This window comes from Rhizobium sp. SAFR-030, assembly GCF_059415005.1.
This window is the reverse complement of sequence record NZ_JBPFDO010000002.1, coordinates 615,883-632,473: the sequence shown is the minus strand read 5'-3', so window position 1 is coordinate 632,473 and position 16,591 is coordinate 615,883. Positions and strand designations below refer to the sequence as shown.

12 protein-coding genes are annotated in these 16,591 nt (G+C 63.9%); 3 read left to right on the top strand and 9 right to left on the bottom strand.

Annotation, left to right across the window (positions count from 1 at the left end; genetic code table 11):
• Positions 1-7 precede the first annotated feature (7 nt).
• The 4 genes from ACR65N_RS08575 to ACR65N_RS08560 are packed head-to-tail and all read right to left on the bottom strand — an operon-like array spanning position 8 to position 5,967.
• A complete protein-coding gene (locus tag ACR65N_RS08575; RefSeq protein WP_440456627.1) occupies positions 8-1,180 on the bottom strand; it encodes an ABC transporter permease in 1,173 nt (390 codons plus the stop codon).
• Positions 1,177-2,184 (bottom strand): ABC transporter permease, encoded by a 1,008-nt coding sequence (locus ACR65N_RS08570; RefSeq protein WP_430307112.1) that lies wholly within the window; start codon positions 2,182-2,184, stop codon positions 1,177-1,179. The genes ACR65N_RS08575 and ACR65N_RS08570 overlap by 4 nt, the downstream gene beginning before the upstream one ends.
• Positions 2,177-4,081 carry an ABC transporter substrate-binding protein gene (locus tag ACR65N_RS08565; protein WP_440456626.1) on the bottom strand — a complete coding sequence of 635 codons (1,905 nt, stop codon included), beginning with the start codon at positions 4,079-4,081 and terminating at the stop codon, positions 2,177-2,179. The genes ACR65N_RS08570 and ACR65N_RS08565 overlap by 8 nt, the downstream gene beginning before the upstream one ends.
• Positions 4,078-5,967, bottom strand: coding sequence for an ABC transporter ATP-binding protein (locus ACR65N_RS08560; RefSeq protein ID WP_440456625.1), 1,890 nt, complete (start codon positions 5,965-5,967; stop codon positions 4,078-4,080). Before ACR65N_RS08560 ends, ACR65N_RS08565 begins: the two co-directional genes overlap by 4 nt.
• A gap of 265 nt (positions 5,968-6,232) precedes the next feature.
• Here ACR65N_RS08560 and ACR65N_RS08555 point away from each other — a divergent pair, with 265 nt between their 5' ends.
• On the top strand, positions 6,233-7,213 hold the full coding sequence (locus ACR65N_RS08555) for a glycosyltransferase family 32 protein (RefSeq protein WP_440456624.1): 981 nt from the start codon (positions 6,233-6,235) through the stop codon (positions 7,211-7,213).
• A 7-nt stretch (positions 7,214-7,220) separates the two neighbouring features.
• Here the strand turns inward: ACR65N_RS08555 and ACR65N_RS08550 are convergent, their stop codons facing one another.
• Positions 7,221-7,955: a polysaccharide deacetylase family protein gene (locus ACR65N_RS08550; protein WP_440456623.1), complete on the bottom strand. Its 735-nt coding sequence runs from the start codon at positions 7,953-7,955 to the stop codon at positions 7,221-7,223.
• Positions 7,952-9,040 (bottom strand): glycosyltransferase family 4 protein, encoded by a 1,089-nt coding sequence (locus ACR65N_RS08545; protein ID WP_440456622.1) that lies wholly within the window; start codon positions 9,038-9,040, stop codon positions 7,952-7,954. Before ACR65N_RS08545 ends, ACR65N_RS08550 begins: the two co-directional genes overlap by 4 nt.
• 201 nt (positions 9,041-9,241) lie before the next feature.
• Here ACR65N_RS08545 and ACR65N_RS08540 point away from each other — a divergent pair, with 201 nt between their 5' ends.
• Positions 9,242-10,585, top strand: coding sequence for a nucleotide sugar dehydrogenase (locus tag ACR65N_RS08540; protein WP_440456621.1), 1,344 nt, complete (start codon positions 9,242-9,244; stop codon positions 10,583-10,585).
• Between the two features lie 35 nt (positions 10,586-10,620).
• Positions 10,621-11,103, top strand: coding sequence for a class I SAM-dependent methyltransferase (locus ACR65N_RS08535; protein WP_440456620.1), 483 nt, complete (start codon positions 10,621-10,623; stop codon positions 11,101-11,103).
• Positions 11,104-11,147: 44 nt separating this feature from the next.
• Here ACR65N_RS08535 and ACR65N_RS08530 read toward each other — a convergent pair whose 3' ends face one another.
• From ACR65N_RS08530 to ACR65N_RS08520, 3 genes are all read right to left on the bottom strand, one after another.
• Entirely contained in the window at positions 11,148-11,612 is a 465-nt protein-coding gene (locus ACR65N_RS08530; protein ID WP_430307101.1) for a cyclic nucleotide-binding domain-containing protein, read from the bottom strand.
• A gap of 38 nt (positions 11,613-11,650) precedes the next feature.
• Positions 11,651-14,371 (bottom strand): ABC transporter transmembrane domain-containing protein, encoded by a 2,721-nt coding sequence (locus tag ACR65N_RS08525; RefSeq protein ID WP_440456619.1) that lies wholly within the window; start codon positions 14,369-14,371, stop codon positions 11,651-11,653.
• Positions 14,372-14,563: 192 nt separating this feature from the next.
• Positions 14,564-16,342 carry an ABC transporter ATP-binding protein gene (locus ACR65N_RS08520; RefSeq protein ID WP_440456798.1) on the bottom strand — a complete coding sequence of 593 codons (1,779 nt, stop codon included), beginning with the start codon at positions 16,340-16,342 and terminating at the stop codon, positions 14,564-14,566.
• Between the last annotated feature and the right edge of the window lie 249 nt (positions 16,343-16,591).

Genomic DNA, 16,591 nt, shown 5'->3' with positions numbered 1-16,591 from the left:
GAGTATCTCATTTATACGGGTCGGCGGCATCTCTAAGACCGTCCCCAAGGAAATTGAAGGCGAGGATCACGAAAATCACGGGCAAAACGGGAAATAGCAGCCATGGATAGAGCGCCAGTACACTCACTGTTCGCGCTTCCGTGAGCAGGACACCCCAGCTGGTAATCGGCGCGCGCAGGCCAAGTCCGAGGAAGGACAGCGTCGTTTCGCCAAGGATCATGCCGGGTATGGTCAGCGTCGCGCTGGCGATCAGGTGCGACATGAAGCCGGGCACCAGATGGCGGCCGATGATGCGGGCGCTGCCGGCTCCCATAAGCTGCGCCGCCAGCACGTAATCCTCTTCGCGAAGCGCCAGAAGCTTGGAGCGCACCGCACGCGCCAGCCCTGTCCAGTCCAGGAGGCCGAGGATGAATGTGATGCCGAGATAGACGAACAGCGGGCTCCAGTCGACCGGCATAATTGCCGCCAGTGCCAGCCACAACGGAATGGTGGGGATCGACTGGAGGACTTCGATCATCCGCTGGACGATGAGATCGAACCAGCCGCCCCAGTAGCCGGCGAGACCGCCGATCACGATGCCGAGAACGAAGCTCGTCATCACCCCGAGAAGGCCGATAGTGAGCGAGATACGCGCCCCGTAGAGGATGCGCGTGAAGATGTCGCGGCCGAGCCGGTCCGTTCCGAGCAGGAACATCTGGCCGTTCTCAGCCGGGCAGACGAAATGCAGGTTGCTGTCGACGACACCCCAGAACTTGTAGGCTTCGCCGCGGCAGAAGAACCGCAATCGCTGGATGTCGGCCGGATCGTTGTCATAAACGCGCCGCAGCGTCTGCATGTCGAGCGTCATCTTCTGGCCGTAGACGAAGGGACCGACAAAGTCGCCCTCGTGGAACAGGTGGACGCGCTGCGGCGGTGCGAAGATGAAGTCGATGTTGCGCGTGTGAACGGTATAGGGCGCCAGGAACTCGACGATGACGATCATCAGGTAGGCGGCGAGAAGCGCGATGCCGGAGATCAACGCCAGCCGGTGCCGCTTGAAGCGCCACCACATGAGCCGCAGCTGCGACGCCTGATCGAGCGGCGAGGACGTCAGGATCTTGTCGTCGGCGTACGGGTCGAACGGTGTGTCGCGCACGTAATGCGGCAGGTCGTCGGTCCGGGGATCGGTGGTGGTCGTCACTTCGTGCTCCCTCCCTGAAGGCGGATCCGGGGATCGAGCAAAGCGAGCGCGATGTCGGACACCAGCACACCGATGACCGTCAGGAAGGCGAGGAACATCAGGAAGGACCCCGCAAGATACATGTCCTGGCTTTGCAACGCCCGGATCAGCATCGGGCCGGTGGTTTCCAGCGACAGCACGACGGCCGTGATTTCGGCACCGGAAATGATCGACGGCAGGATGGAGCCGATGTCGGAGATGAAGAAGTTCAGCGACATGCGCAGCGGGTACTTGATCAGCACGCGGAACGGGTGGAGACCCTTGGCCCGGGCCGTCATCACATACTGCTTGTGCAGTTCGTCGAGCAGATTGGCGCGCACCCGGCGCACCATCCCGGCAGTGCCGGCGGTGCCGATGATGATGACCGGTATCCAGATGTGCTCGAGGATCGAAAGCATCTTGTCCCAGCTCATCGGCTCGGAGAGGTACTTCTGGTCCATCAGGTGGCCGATCGAGGTGCCGAACCAGATGTTGGCGAGATACATCAGGATCAGCGCCAGGACAAAATTCGGCACGGCAAGGCCGATCAGCCCGAGCAGCGTCAGTCCGTAGTCGCCCCAGCTGTACTGATGCGTCGCAGAATAGATGCCGATCGGGAAGGCAAGCAGCCAGGTGAGGATGATGGTGACGGTGGAGACGAGGATGGTCAGCCACATGCGGTCACCGACGACGTCCTGAACCGGCATCCGGTATTCGAATGAATAGCCGAAATCGCCGACGATCATGCCACCGACCCAGTTGAGGTAGCGGATCGGCATCGGCTTGTCGAAGCCGTAGCGGGCCCGCAGATCCTCGATCTGCTCCATGTCGGCCTTCTCGCCGATCGCCTTCAGCTCCTCGACATAGCTTTCGAAATAGTCGCCGGGCGGCAGCTGGATGATCGTGAAGATCAACAGCGAGATCAGCCCGAGCGTCGGGATCATCACCAGCATGCGCCAGAGGATGTAGCGGAGAAGGTCACGCATCGGCATCGTACCAGAAGCTGTCGGGCATGTAGACGCCGAGATAGGACATGGGATCGAACCCGTAGAGACCCTCATCCGGCAGGTTGCGCAGCGTTCTGGCGCGCACCATCGGCTGCAGCGTCGCGTTCACGGTGCCGATGGTGAAGACCTGGTCGGTGTATAGGTGAAGCATCTGGTGCCAGATCTTTTCGCGGTCCTCGGCGGCGGCAGCGCCGCGCCAGGCCTCCAGCAGTTCGAAGAGGGCGATCGCCTCCGGCAGGTCCGGCGCGCGGCCGTCGCTGCCACCGGACAGGGCATGCAGCCCCCAGAGCGGCCACTGCAGCTGGTCGTCGGTCGTCGGCGCCAGCTCGTTGGGGGCCATGTCGGCCGACGGGACGCCATTGTCGAGCCCCATGCCGACGGTCATGATCGTCTCGCCGCCCTTGACGCGGCGGCGCAAAAGTTCGCGCTGCGATGCGCGCAGGTAGATCTTGATGCCGACCCGCGACCACTGGTCGTTGACCAGTTCCAGCACGTCTGCCTCGGCCGAATGCTCGCCGGCAGTCTCGACGACGATCTTTGCCGGCCGGCCGTCGGGGAGCAGCCGAAGACCTTCGGGGCCGCGCTTGTCGAGCCCTGCTTCGTCCAGCAGCCGATCGGCCGTGTCCGGATCGAAAGCCGACCACGCATCACGATACTCCGGCTTGAACAGCGGGCTTGCCGGCAGGATCGTGTTGGAGCTTTCCTTGGCCAGGCCGAAGAACACCGCCTTGTTGATCTCCGCCCGGTTGATCGCGAGAGACAGCGCGCGGCGCACCCGTGCATCGCGCCAGAGATTGCGCCAGACGTCGTCCCGGCAGTTGAGATTGGGGATGAGACAGACGCGCGACCCCTGGATCCGCTTCCACAGATTGACGACCATCGGATAGCGCTGCTCGGCGTTCTTCAGGAACGTGTAATCGGAGAAATCGAGATTGGTGAACTGCAGGTCGGCCTCGCCGGTGCCGGTCTTGGCGGCAATCAGGTCGGACGAGCTGATGTCGAGCAACAGGCGGTCGACATAGGGCAACTGGCGGCCGTTCTCGTCTACCCGGTGGTAATAGGCATTGCGCTCGAAGACGAAGCGGCCGGATGGAGGTGCCGTGCGGTTGCACCAGGCGTCAAGCGTCGGGAGATCCGGATTTTCCGGACGCACGGTGCGCGACTTGTTCTGGTGCAGCGCCACCCAGTCGGCCGCCTTTTCGCTGACGATCAGCGCGTCGAGCTTGGCCTTGTCCTGGTAAGTGGGGTGGAACTGCTTCAGATAGGCCGAGGGCTGCATCAGCCGTAGCGGCGACGGCGAGGCCACGTCCGCAAGAAAGATCGGGTTGGCGTTCTCCCAGGTATAGCGGACCGTCAACCGGTCGATCACCTCGAATTTCGGACCCTTGCCCTCGACCTTCAGGCTTGCCGGAATGCCGCCCTTGAAGAGCTTCTTGTTGAGGAACATGTCCTCCCACACATAGCGGAAGTCTTCGGCGGTGAACTCGCTGCCGTCCGACCAGCGATGGCCGTCGCGCAGGTGGAAGGTAAAGACGCGCTCGTCCTCGACCTCGAAGCGCTCCAGCAGATCGGCCTCTAGCTGCAGATGCTCGTTATAGCCGACCAGCCGCGAGTAGGAGATGATCGGCACGTAGCGGATATCGCGCTGGCCGCCGATCAGCATGCGCAGCGTGCCGCCATGTTTGCCGGGCAGCATGCCCTTGGCAGCCATGTTGACGACGCGCGGCACCTTCGGCAAACGCTCGGCAACCGGCTGCAGCGGCTTGGCGGCCTTCGGATCACGCAGGAAATCCGAATCCTGATAGGCGGCGGCAAGTACCGACCGCGGCACGAGGGTTCCGGCAAGCAGCGCGAGGGTCTGGCGACGCGAGATCATCGGCGCAACTCCCGCGCATCGACATTGCGGCGGGCCAGCACGAAATGTCCGTCACCGAGATCGGCATGCGTCAGATCGTTCTCCGCCTCCGACTGGAACTGGCGGGCCCAGAGACGCTTGGCTTCGGCGCTCGGCTGGCCGATGGCGGCGAAATCCATCGGGCTGTCGAGGTTGGGCAGCGGCACGGCCGCCAGCAGCTTCTTCGTGTAGGGATGAACCGGATGGCGCATAATGATTTCGCAGGGCGCGATCTCGACGATGCGTCCCGCATACATGACCGCAACCCGGTCGGCCATGTAATCCACCACAGCCAGATTGTGCGAAATGAACAGGTAGGTGAGGCCGAGGTCCTTCTTCAGGTCCTTCATCAGGTTGAGGATCTGCGCCTGGATCGACACGTCGAGGGCAGACACCGGCTCGTCGCAGATCAGCAGGTCCGGGCCGAGCGCCAGCGCCCGGGCGATGCCGATGCGCTGCCGCTGGCCGCCGGAGAAACTGTGAGGATAGCGGCTGAGGGCACTCTCCGGCAGGCCGATGGCGCGGATCAGCCGCTGAACGGCCTCCAACCGGCTCTTGCCGTCGCCGCGCTGGTGAATTTCCAGCGGTTCGCTGACGATGCCGCGCACCGTCATGCGTGGCGACAGCGAGGATACCGGATCCTGGAACACCATCTGGATGCGCCGGCGCAGCATGGTGAGCGCGCTGCCTTCGGCGTTCAGCACATCGACCGGGCCGGTGTCGCCATTGTAGGTGACCGAGCCGTGGTCGGCGGTGACGCCGCGCATGAGGATCTTGCTGAGTGTCGTCTTGCCGCAGCCGCTCTCGCCGACCAGCCCCAGCGTCTCGCCGCGCCTGATGTCGAAGCTGACGTCGTTGACGGCAAGCGTCGTCGGCGCCTTGCCCATGCCGTAGCCGCCACGGCGCTTGGAGGTGAAGGATTTCGACACGTTGCGAACACAGAGGATGACCTCATCCGCCGCGGCCGGCGCCGTGCGCGCCTGCTTTCCAAGAAGCCCCGCGGTCTCCACGTGGATCTCCCGCAGCGGCTTGAGGCGCGTGTCGCGCGGCATGTTGAAATCCGGAACCGCGGCCATCAGCCCCTTTGTATAGGCGTGGCCCGGACGCCGGAAGATCGCCTCGACCGGCCCTTGCTCCATCACCTCGCCGCGATAGACCACGACCACCTCGTCAGCCATGCTGGCAACCACGCCCAGATCGTGCGTGATCAGTAGCATCGCCATTCCGAGCTTGGACTGCAGATCGCGCAGCAGCTTGAGGATCTGCGCCTGGATCGTCACGTCGAGCGCCGTAGTCGGCTCGTCGGCGATCAGCAGCGACGGCTTGCAGATCAGCGCCATGGCGATCATTGCACGCTGCCGCATGCCGCCCGACAGCTCGAACGGATACATGTCGAAGGCCCGCACCGGCTCCGGAAAGCCGACGAGGCTCAGCATTTCCTCGCAGCGCTCGCGCCGTTCGGAAGGCGTCATCACCGAATGGATGCGCAGCGCCTCCTCGATCTGGTTGCCGATCGTGTGCATCGGCGAGAACGAGGTCATCGGCTCCTGAAAGATCATGCCGATCCGGTTGCCGCGAATGCCGCGCATGGTCCGGCCATCGGCAGGCAGGCTGAGGAGATCGATCTTCTCGCCGGTCCGCGGATCGTCGAAGAAGACGCTGCCGGTGATCTGCGCGGTGTCGGTCTCGATGCCCATGATCGCGCGCCCGAGGACCGACTTGCCGGACCCGGATTCGCCGACGAGAGCGGTCACCCTGCCGGGCCGCACGCGCATGCTGATATTCTTTACGGCTTCGATACTTCCTCCCCACAAGGGGAAGGAGACAGACAGCCCTTCGACCCGGAGCAGATCTGTGCGTGCACTCATCCAGTCAATATCCCGGAAACTGCTTGACGCGCCTTTTGGCCGCCCCGTTTCCCTTGTTGTTCCCACTGTTTTGCCAAACCGTATCGCAGCCTATGGTCCATGTCCATGACGAACCCCGTGGCCGGGAGCCGCTCGCTGACGCTCAATTGAACGAGATTGATTTCGGGAGCATGACACTCGACGCAAATCGTCATGATGGCTTGAACGATCCTCTGACAACGTGCACGAAAGCTTCGACCCTTCGCTTCGCCCGGAACCTCGATCGATGAAAGACTGCTCCCTCCTCCCGGCCGCGCTGCAAGACCTGAAGGCGGCGAAGGCCATGATCGCAGACGGGCGTTTTGCGGAGGGCCGGGCGCTCCTCGACCGGATCACTGCGGATAAGCGTCTCGACGGACTGGCGGGCCTTGGAAGCCGCACCGCTCTCGGCCTGCCGCGCAAGCTGCATTCGACCTATCTGAAGCTTGCCAAGGCGGAAGGCCGATCGGCCGAGCGTGTCTCCCTGCAGTACAGCCTCGTGCCGCCGCCAGCGCTGCTGATGCCCCTCGCTCAGACCGACGAGACGATGCGGCGGCTGATGAACAGCTTCAATTGCCAGCCCGTCCCGCGGATCCTCCACCAGATATGGATCGGTTCGCTTGCGGTGCCGCCGGGCGTCGAGGCGTGGCGGCGCCATGCGGAGGCAAACGGTCTTGAATACCGGCTGTGGCGCGAGGACGATCTGGCGCGCATCGGCGTCTACGATCACGCCGGCTTTGCCGCGATGATCGCCGCGGGCGATTTTCCGGGCGCGGTGGACGTGGCGCGCTATGCCGTGCTGATGGCGGAGGGCGGTATCTACCTCGATTGCGACTGGTATCCCGCCCGAGACGATGTGAGCTTTGCCGATCTGCTGCCGCTGACGGGTCTGACGGCGCTCGCCGAGGAGACGCCGCGCAACACCGGCATGGGAAGCCTGCTGCTGACCAACTCGTTTCTCGCGGCGCCGGCTGGTCATCCCGCCTTCGCGCGACTTCTCGATATCCTGCCGGAAGCGGTCCGGCTGCTGCCGGAAGGTCCCGCCTGGTGGTCGACCGGTCCGCTGATCCTGACGCTGGTGTTTCGCGGTACGAGTTTCTCCATGCCGGATGCGGATTTCGTTGCCTCCAACCTCGAGCGCAAGGCACCGTTCGAGCAGGTCGAGGCGGCACGGGCGAAAGCCCTGGACGAGAAGGGCGGCCTGCTGATCAACTGGAAATCCTGGTAGCCCGGGATCACGTCGTGGCGATCACGTCGCGTGCCGAAACCCAGCGGCAGGCGGGATGACCTGAAGTCTCCGCGATCAGTTCGCCGAGGAAGGCCCAAGCCTGCGCATCGTGCACCAGATGGTGGGTGAGGATGCCGATGGCGGCTGGCCGCTGCCCGCCATTGATGATCGCCGCAAGATCGCCGAATAGCTCGTCCGACGGGCGCCCGCCCCGCGTGCCGCGCCAGTCCATCACGTCGACATGCGTGTTGATGAGCGGCAGCGGCGCCGGCTTTTCGCGACCGAACACCGACAAGCACTCGAAGCCGAGGCCCGCCAGCTGCTCGACGATCTGTGACGCGATGCGGTTCCACGGCGGCACCAGCATCGGCAGAAGCTGCTCTCCGTAAAGCGCCGAGAGCTTGTCGAAGCCTTGCGCCAGCTCGACCAGAACGACCTCAGACGGCCGGTCAAGCCCAAGCTCCTGCTTCTTGGCAGGTGGTTGGCTGTAGCTGCGATGCGACCAGCCATGGACCGCCACCGATACACGATCACGCCGTGCCAGATGCTCGGCAAGCGCGTGGTCAGTCTCCTCGGGAATGACCGCGAGCGTCAGAGGCACGCCCTGCGGTTCGGTCAGATCAAGCAGTGTTGCGAGTGCCGGCGTCGGGATGACGGCATCGTCGTCACGCAGCCAGAGGTTTACCGTCGCACCCTTCGTCGCGAGATCGTCGAGAGCCTGCCTGAACAATGCGCGAGTCATGCTGTGCCTCCAACATGGGTGCGAATGATGTCGTCGAGCCGCTGCGCCGCCGCAGCCATCGACCGTTCCTCGCGAACAAACCGGCGGGCCTCACCCGACAGGATTTGGCGTCGGTTCTCATTGTCCAGGACCTCCCGGATGGCCACGGCATAGGCGTGACGATCGCCGGGCGGCGTCAGTATTCCGGTTTGACCGTCGGCGACCACCTCGGGCACGCCCGCCACCGCTTCGGCGATGACCGGCACGCCGGCGGCCTGCGCTTCGAGATAAGCAAGACCGTAGGCCTCGCCGTGGCCCGGCCAGAGATAGAGCGCGGCGGTGGAGAGCAGCTGCGCCACCTGATCGGGTCCAAGCTCGCCGGCCCATGTGAGGCGCGCAGCGGGAATGCCGGCGAACGCCGCTTCCACCTCTCCCCGCGCCGGACCGTCACCGGCGATCGTCAGGTGCCAGTCGATGTCGAGCATCTGCGAGAGGCTCTCTGCCAGGGCCATGTAGCTGCTCAGCTTGTCGCCGGACCGCATCATCGCCACCGTAACCATATGCTTCGACCGCGGCTGCGGATCCCGAACGAGGAAAGGCCGGGGCTCGATGAACGGCGCCAGCCGCGCGAAGCGGCCCTCCGGCACTGCCTCGCGAAGTCCGCGAAGATCCCGCTCGGTGAGGCAGATGTTGACCGCTGCCTGCGCCGCACCGTCGCGCACCAGTGATTGCGACTGCGCCCAGCCACCGATGTTGCGCCGGCCTGAGTAGGAGCTTTCACAGGTTACATAGGTAAAACCGAACCGTCGCGCGAGGACCGGCCCCAGCCTGTCAGGCGCCTTGTAATAGGGATGGTAGCAGAACCACAAATCCGGCAAGCCATCGCGCGCGAAGCTGGAGGCGACCCGCTGGATCTCCATCTCGGCCGCCTGCAGATCGTCCGGCAAGACATCGGGCGTCGCGGAAAAACTGCGCAACCGCGACACCAGGCCGACATCGTGACCGGAGAGGGTCAGCGCCTCCACAAGCTGGCGGGCCATCAGCCGGTCGCCGGAGGGAACCGGATGGTCGGGTGCTTTCAAGGGCGCGTAAAAGGCGATCTTCATGCAGCGCAGATGGCGCGGACCGGCGGTAAAATGCAAGCACAGGCGGCGTCGTTTTCTGTGAGGTCCACCACGAAGCGCCGCAGGCGGGCGACCGGTTCCCGCAGCCGGGTTGACCCGGCGCGACCTTCCGTGATCTTGACAGGAGATCGTCGGCCTCTCAACTGAGGAGCCGAAATGCCATCCTCATGCGGAGCGATCCAGGTGGACGAACAGAACAAGACGAGGCCGGATCTTCTCGCCGCCATCCATGACAGAACTGCGAAAGCCGGTGTCATCGGCCTCGGCTATGTGGGCCTGCCGCTTGCCATGAGCATGGCGCGCGCCGGCTTCACCGTCATCGGCTTCGACGTCGACCCCGACAAGATCACCCAGATCGAGGCGCGCCGAAGCTATATCGACGCGGTATCCAACGAGGTGCTCGCCAGTCAGTGCGAGGCCGGCCGGTTCTCGGCGACCGTCGACTTCGCGCTGCTCGGCGATTGCGACGTCATCGCCATCTGCGTGCCGACGCCGCTGACGCGCCACCGCGATCCCGACCTGAGCTACGTCGAAAACACCTGCCGCGACATCGCTCGCCACCTGCGCCCCGGCCAGCTGATCGTGCTGGAATCGACGACCTATCCCGGCACCACCGAAGAGGTGATGAAGCCGATCCTGGAAACCAGCGGGCTTGTCTGCGGCCGCGACTTCCATCTCGGCTATTCGCCGGAGCGCGAGGATCCCGGCAATCGCGATTTTGACACGTCCAGCATCCCGAAGGTGGTTGCCGGCGACGGCGAGGTCGCCTCGCAACTGATGCAGGCCTTTTACGGTGCCGTGGTGAAGACCATCGTTCCCGTATCCAACACTCGCACTGCGGAAGCCGTGAAATTGACGGAAAACGTCTTCCGCGCCGTCAACATCGCCCTCGTCAACGAGTTGAAGCTCGTCTACGACGCCATGGGGATCGACGTCTGGGACGTCATCGACGCGGCGAAGACCAAGCCGTTCGGCTACATGCCGTTCTATCCGGGGCCAGGGCTCGGCGGCCACTGCATCCCGATCGACCCCTTCTACCTCACCTGGAAATCTCGGGAATACGACCAGCCGACACGGTTCATCGAGCTTGCCGGCGAAATCAACACGGCCATGCCGCGCTATGTGGTGGAAAAGCTGGCCGAGGCGCTCGACCGGCGGCTCGGGCGGGCGCTCAGCCGCTCCAAGGTGCTGGTGCTCGGCCTAGCCTACAAGAAGAACGTGCCGGACATCCGCGAAAGCCCGTCGCTGCGGCTGATGGAACTGCTGCTCGAGCGGCAGGCGGATGTCAGCTACCACGACCCGTTCATTGACGAGGTGCCGCGCACCCGTGAATACGGCCACCTCAAGGGTCGTCGCTCGGTCGCGCTGACGCCCGAAACGGTTGCCGGTTTCGATGCGGTGGTCATTGCAACCGACCACGACCAGATCGACTACCAGGCGCTGGCCAAGTCCGCGCAGCTGATCGTCGACACCCGCAACGCCTTTGCCCGTCGCGGCATCGACAGCGACAGGCTGGTGAAGGCTTAGGACCGAGCGACTTCACGCCCAGATCGGAGAGTTTCGTGAGCAGACTGGACAGTTTCATCAACCGCATGAGCGCGCAACGGGACCTCTTGAACCACGTGCGCGACCTGCCGGACCTGCCGGTAGAGGGACCGGTCCTCGAGATCGGGCTCGGCAACGGCCGCACCTTCAGCCATCTCCGGGAGAACTTTCCCGGGCGCCGGATCGTCGCCTTCGACCGCAAGCTCGCCGCGCACGCATCCGGAACGCCGGCGCCGGAGGATTTCGTCGAGGGTGAGATCAGGGACAGCGGACAGGCATTCGTCGGCAGCGGCGCAGCACTTGTGCATGCCGATATCGGCACCGGCTATGACGACAAGGACGCCATCACGCTGACCTGGCTGCCGCAGATGGTGGCCGGGATGCTGCAGCCGGGCGGCTACGCGGTGAGCGGCCTGGCGCTCGATCATCCGCAACTGTCACGTCTGCCGCAGCTGCCGACAATCGAGGAAGGCCGATACTTCCACTACCGGCGGGTCTAAGGACAGAACGTATTCGGAGATTCGCGCGTGTTGCGAGCCGGGCCTCAGTGGCTGGGCTCGGTTGCTTTCGCCATCGGCGCCTGCAGCTGGATCGCCTGGTCGCGCAGCGTCTCGGCCAGCGCGCGGCTGACTTCGATACCGATGCGCGGATTGTCGGCAATCACCCGGAAGAAGCAGTCCCTGTTGATACGCAGCGCCTCGACCTCGCCTGAGGCTCTGACGGTCGCCGCCCGCGGGGCGTCACGGAGCAGGCACATTTCGCCGACGATGGACTGCGGGCCGACCGTGCCGATCTTGATGTCGACGGATGCCGACCCGACCCAGAGCTCGGCTTCGCCGCGCAGGATGACATAGGCAGCATCGGCCTGATCGCCCTGGCTGAACAGGACTTCACCCGGATTATAGCAGACCCGGTCCGACGAAAACGCCATCAGCTTCAGCTTGCATGGGTCGACCTTCCCGAAATAGGAGACGTTCCGCAGCATCTGTACTTCGTCGTCGAGCATCATGGCGTCCACCATTCGTATGTGCGCCGGCCGGCAAAGGGTCATGCGACCAGCGACTTGAATATCCCACTCTCTTTGTCCAGCGCCTCGAAGGTTCCGTCTTCGACCACCGTCCCCCGATCGAATACGATTACTCGATGAAACAATCGTGACAGCGATGTGTTCGAAAGAACCCATACGATTGATGGATCATTGTCTTGCTCACGGACGAAATCAAGCACCGCTGAGACGATTTCCTCCTGCATTCGTCTGTCGAGACCCGGAAGCGCCCTGTTGAAGATGTAAAAATCGGAACGGCGGACCAGTGCCCTTGCAAGGCTGAGCTTGTGTCGCTGCGAGAGCGTCAGGCGTCGTCCGCCGGCACCGACGTCGAAGTTCAGTCCGAGCGCCAGGAAATTCTGGAACAGGCCTTTTTCCCTAACGATGCGCGCCGCAACCGGGCGCACCTTGGCCGGCGCGTCCGGCACCCGGTAGGACAGTTTGCCAAACAGCACGTTCTCGCGCAGCGTCGCAGCCGCCATGTAGCGGTGTGGGTCGTAGCGTTCGATGCGATCGTGCAGTTCCGGCGGCAGGCTGGCGTAGAACTGGTCGCGCGCCGCCACCACGGCATTCTGGATCTCCTCGGTTAGGACGCCGAAACGATAGCGCGGCTCGATGTAGTGGAGGCTGAGGCGCACCACCGCGCGCGCCTCGTCGTCGGTGGCATTCTGATTGCCTCGTGCCTGCTGGCGCAACAGCAACTGCTGGTAATAGGTGATGTCTTCGGCGGTGATCTGGTCCAGTTGCTGGAAGAACGGGTGGTCCGGCGGCAGGCCACCAAAGATTTCCACGAGGTTCTCGGCAATCGTCAGGCCCATGTCGTAGAGCATGTCGAACAGCCGGGTGACCTTCAGCACGTCGAAGACGTAGTCGCTTTCCGACAGGTCGCCCTCGCCGGTGCTCGACAAGCGTGTCGCGGCAAACAGCAGGTTTTCGCCGACGGTGGCTTCGGTATTGTAGGCGGATGGATCGAAGTGGGCAACGATATGCCCGAGCCCTTCCGCCTGCAGCGCCTCGCGCAGCGCATGGCGCACCTCGACGACCCGCTCCGCGAAGGCCGGATCGTCTTCCGGGTTGAAGAACGAATGCAGCGCCAGTTCCATGACCTCGTTGGTCAGTTGCACCGCATCCAGGGCCCGCACCAGCGACTGCTCCATGTCGTCGTCCGAGCCATGCAGCACGGAGGTCGAGCGCCGGTCGATCCAGTCGGCGTTCAGGTCGTAGTCGTTGTTCATCGCCAGTTGCGCTTCACGCATCTCCCACTGGCGCTGCACCGCCTCGCGGCCTGAGTAGCTGACCGTCGTCATCGGTGCGTGCTTGAGGCCGTACAGAAGATTGTCCCTGAGGCTGCCGTGGAAGAAATAGCTGTCGCCGGAGACGTAGGAAATCCGCCGTCCGGCGACCGATTCCGGCAGCTCCAGAAGATCGGTCTCGGCGAGCGTGATACGGCCGGAAACCGGCCAGACGAGACGGCCGAACGCTTCGGCCAGCGCCTCGGCGCCGTTGCCAAGATTGTCGATAATGGCGATCGTCTCGCCGCGTTCGATGCGGATGTTGGCGTTCTGCACCACCTTCGCGCCGCTGCCGTCGACGATCGTCACGTTGTGGGCGACCAGCGGCCCGCTGCCGTGGGTCGGCGTCGTCGTCGCCAGCGCATGCAGCGACGGATCGATCAACTGCCCGGGCTCGAACTGCTCCAGCACCTGCTCGTATTTCACCTGCACGTCCTGGCGGGCCTGGTCCCAGTCGATCAGTTCCTTCAGCGGCCCCGGCAGGTCCTTGTAGGCGTTGATGACGGCGACCAGCTGACCGACGTCGAGCGAACCGCGCAGGGCAAAGTAGCCGCCAATCGAATAGAACAGGAACGGCGTCAGCTGCGACAGGAAGTTGTTGACGAACTTGACCAGGAATTTCCACCGGTAGAGGTCGTACCGGATCTTGAAGATCAGCCCGAGACGGTGGGCGATATCGGCGCGCTCGTAATTGGAGGTGTCGTAGGCGTGGATGGTCTCGATGCCATCGACGATCTCGCCGACCTTGCCGGCCAGATGGCGCGCCGTGATCTGCCGCTGACGCCCGAGATCGATCAGCCGGCGGCGCATTTTCGGGATGATGCCGACCTGCAGGGCGACCATCACCGCGGCGATCAGCCCCAGCCAGAAATTCTGCAGGAAGATGAAGAACAGCGCCGCCGCCGCCTGGCCGCCGAGCATCGCCGGCTGCACGAAGGCGTCGCCGGTGAAGCCGCCGAACGGTTCCACCTCGTCCTTGACCATCGTCGAGATCTCGGCACCGTGAACCTGCTTCAGCACGCTCGGTGGAAAGCGCAGCACCCGGTCGACCAATTCGTAGCGGACACGTCGCAGCAGCCGCTCGCCGAGCCGGCCCTTGTAGGTGTTGATGTAGAACTTGAAGAGGCCGTTGATGACCACCAGCAGCAGGAACACGCCGCTGAGCGCCATCAGCATCGACAGGCGATCGAGCTCGAACCCCTCGAACGAGAAGTTCAGGTTGAGCAACGGAACCGTGAAGTCGAACTCCAGGTAAAGCGCAGTGGCGTCCGGCGATTCGAACCCCTGCCCCTGGATCGGGCCGTTGATGATCTGCTTCGGCAGGTCGAAGGCCGCGAAATACGGGATCATCGACAGCAGAACGATCGCCAGGATCCAGATCTGCTGCGGGCGCGTATGGTTCCAGATATAGCGGAGTAGGCTTTTTTCCATCAGCAGTCTGTCATCGGCGTCCGGCGGGGGGCCGCGGCGGGCCCGATGGGCGGCCGAGGTCAGGGAAGCGAATATATACGAGGTCCATCGGCCAGCGCAAACCGGGCTGGCCGAAAGGCAGCTATGCAAGCGGGGTCTGCCGTCGCTACGGCATGTGGCCGAGGCGCTGCCGGCAGCCCGCGGGCGTCGTCTTCACGAGGCCGGCCTTGCGGCATCCATCGCCGGATCGCCGACCCCATTCATCACCCCTTCGACCTGGATGTGGTGCAGCCGGCGGTAGAGACCGTCTGGCCGCGCCAGCAGGTCGGCATGGCTGCCTTCCTCGGCGATGCGGCCGTGCTCGACAACCATGATCCGGTCAGCCTTGGCGATGGTCGCCAGCCGGTGGGCGATGACCAGCGTCGTGCGACCAACCGACAGTTCCGCAAGCGATGCCTGGATCGCCCGTTCGGTTTCGGTGTCGAGCGCCGAGGTCGCCTCGTCGAGGATCAGGATCGGCGGGTTCTTGAGGAAGATCCGGGCGATTGCCAGGCGTTGCTTCTGTCCGCCCGACAGCTTCACGCCGCGTTCGCCGATCACCGTGTCGAGCCCGTCCGGCAGCGCCTGGATCACATCGTCGAGCCGTGCCCGGTGTGCCGCCTGCAGGATGTCCGCTTCGCTGGCATCGAGCCGGCCATAGGCGATGTTCTCGCGAATCGTGCCGGCGAACAGGAAGACGTCCTGCTGGACGATGCCGATATTGCTTCGCAAGGATTTGAGCGTCATGTCCCGCACGTCGATGCCGCCGATGGTGATCGCGCCGGCGGACACCTCGTAGAAGCGCGGCAGGAGCGAACAGAGGGTCGTCTTGCCGGCGCCGGACGGCCCGACGAAGGCGATCATCTCGCCGGCCCGCACGGTGAAATCGATGCCGTCGAGAACCTTGCGGCCGTTGGCGTAGCCGAAGTTGACCTTGCGGTAGGCGATGTCGCCCTGCAGCCGGCCGGCTGAGCGCGCGTCCGGCCGGTCGATGATGTCCGGCTGCTGATCGAGGAAGCCGAGATAGCGCTGGAAGCCGGCAATGCCCTTCGGATAGGTCTCGATCACCGAGTTGATCTTTTCGATCGGCCGTAGGAAGACGTTGACCAGCAGCAGGAAGCCGACAAACCCTCCGGCGCTGAGCGATCCTTGGGTGACGAACCAGGCGCCTGCCAGCATGATCACCACCTGCACGAAACGCATCGACAGGTAGGTGAGCGAGGTGGAGGCCGCCATGAAACGGTAGGCCTGCAGCTTTGTGTCGCGGTACTGACTGTTGTCTTGTTCGAACAGCCGGCGCTCGTGATCCTCGTTGGCAAATGCCTGGACGACACGAATGCCGCCGACATTGGATTCGATGCGGGTGTTGAAATCTGCGACCCGTCCATAGAGCGCCCGCCAGGTGACCGTCATGCGCTGGCCGTAGTGGCTGGTGAGAAAGGCGGTGAGCGGCACGATGATCGCCGCCATCAGCGCCATCGGCAGATGCACCCAGGCCATGATCCAGAACGCGCCGATCAGCGTCATGATGGCGATGAACAGGTCTTCCGGCCCGTGATGGGCGACCTCGCCGATTTCTTCCAGATCCTTTGTCAGCCGCGCCACCAGCCGGCCGGTCCGTTCGTTGTCGAAGTAGCCGAAGGACAGCTTCTGCAGATGGTCGAAGGCTTTTCGACGCATCTCGGTCTCGATGTTGATGCCAAGCATGTGGCCCCAGTAGGTCACCACCACCTGCAGCCCGGCATTGAGGAGATAGACGACCAGCAGGCCGGCGGCCGCGAGCGCGATCAGGCCGAACTGCTGGGTCGGCAGCAGCCGGTCGATAAACAGCGTCACAGCGACCGGAAACGCCAGTTCCAGCAGGCCTGACACCACAGCGCAGGAGAAGTCCAGAACGAACAGCCGCGTATGGGGGCGATAATAGGCGGCGAAACGCCGAAGGATCGTGGACATCATGTCGGTCTCGGGATTGCGCTATCGGCAGGCAAAGGCGAGCGGCATAAACCGCGGCATCCGCAATTGCAAATGGCAAACGCCGCAGAAGGCCATCGGCCGCGTGTGCCTTCCGATTGGGCATGCAAAAAATTTGTTCAGGAACGATTGACAGCCATGGCGCCGCTGGTTCTATTTGTATAGTCAAAAGGCGCTGCAACAAGCAGCCAAAACGGGGAACAGCGCTGCGGGACGGCGCTTCACGCCAGT

What these genes read in the sequence shown, in the direction of transcription:
- ACR65N_RS08570 (WP_430307112.1), bottom strand. Translation starts at nt 2,184, where the DNA reads ATGCGTGACCTTCTCCGCTACATCCTCTGGCGCATGCTGGTGATGATC.
- ACR65N_RS08565 (WP_440456626.1), bottom strand. Translation starts at nt 4,081, where the DNA reads ATGATCTCGCGTCGCCAGACCCTCGCGCTGCTTGCCGGAACCCTCGTG.
- ACR65N_RS08560 (WP_440456625.1), bottom strand. Translation starts at nt 5,967, where the DNA reads ATGAGTGCACGCACAGATCTGCTCCGGGTCGAAGGGCTGTCTGTCTCC.
- ACR65N_RS08555 (WP_440456624.1), top strand. Translation starts at nt 6,233, where the DNA reads ATGAAAGACTGCTCCCTCCTCCCGGCCGCGCTGCAAGACCTGAAGGCG.
- ACR65N_RS08550 (WP_440456623.1), bottom strand. Translation starts at nt 7,955, where the DNA reads ATGACTCGCGCATTGTTCAGGCAGGCTCTCGACGATCTCGCGACGAAG.
- ACR65N_RS08545 (WP_440456622.1), bottom strand. Translation starts at nt 9,040, where the DNA reads ATGAAGATCGCCTTTTACGCGCCCTTGAAAGCACCCGACCATCCGGTT.
- ACR65N_RS08530 (WP_430307101.1), bottom strand. Translation starts at nt 11,612, where the DNA reads ATGATGCTCGACGACGAAGTACAGATGCTGCGGAACGTCTCCTATTTC.
- ACR65N_RS08525 (WP_440456619.1), bottom strand. Translation starts at nt 14,371, where the DNA reads ATGGAAAAAAGCCTACTCCGCTATATCTGGAACCATACGCGCCCGCAG.
- ACR65N_RS08520 (WP_440456798.1), bottom strand. Translation starts at nt 16,342, where the DNA reads ATGTCCACGATCCTTCGGCGTTTCGCCGCCTATTATCGCCCCCATACG.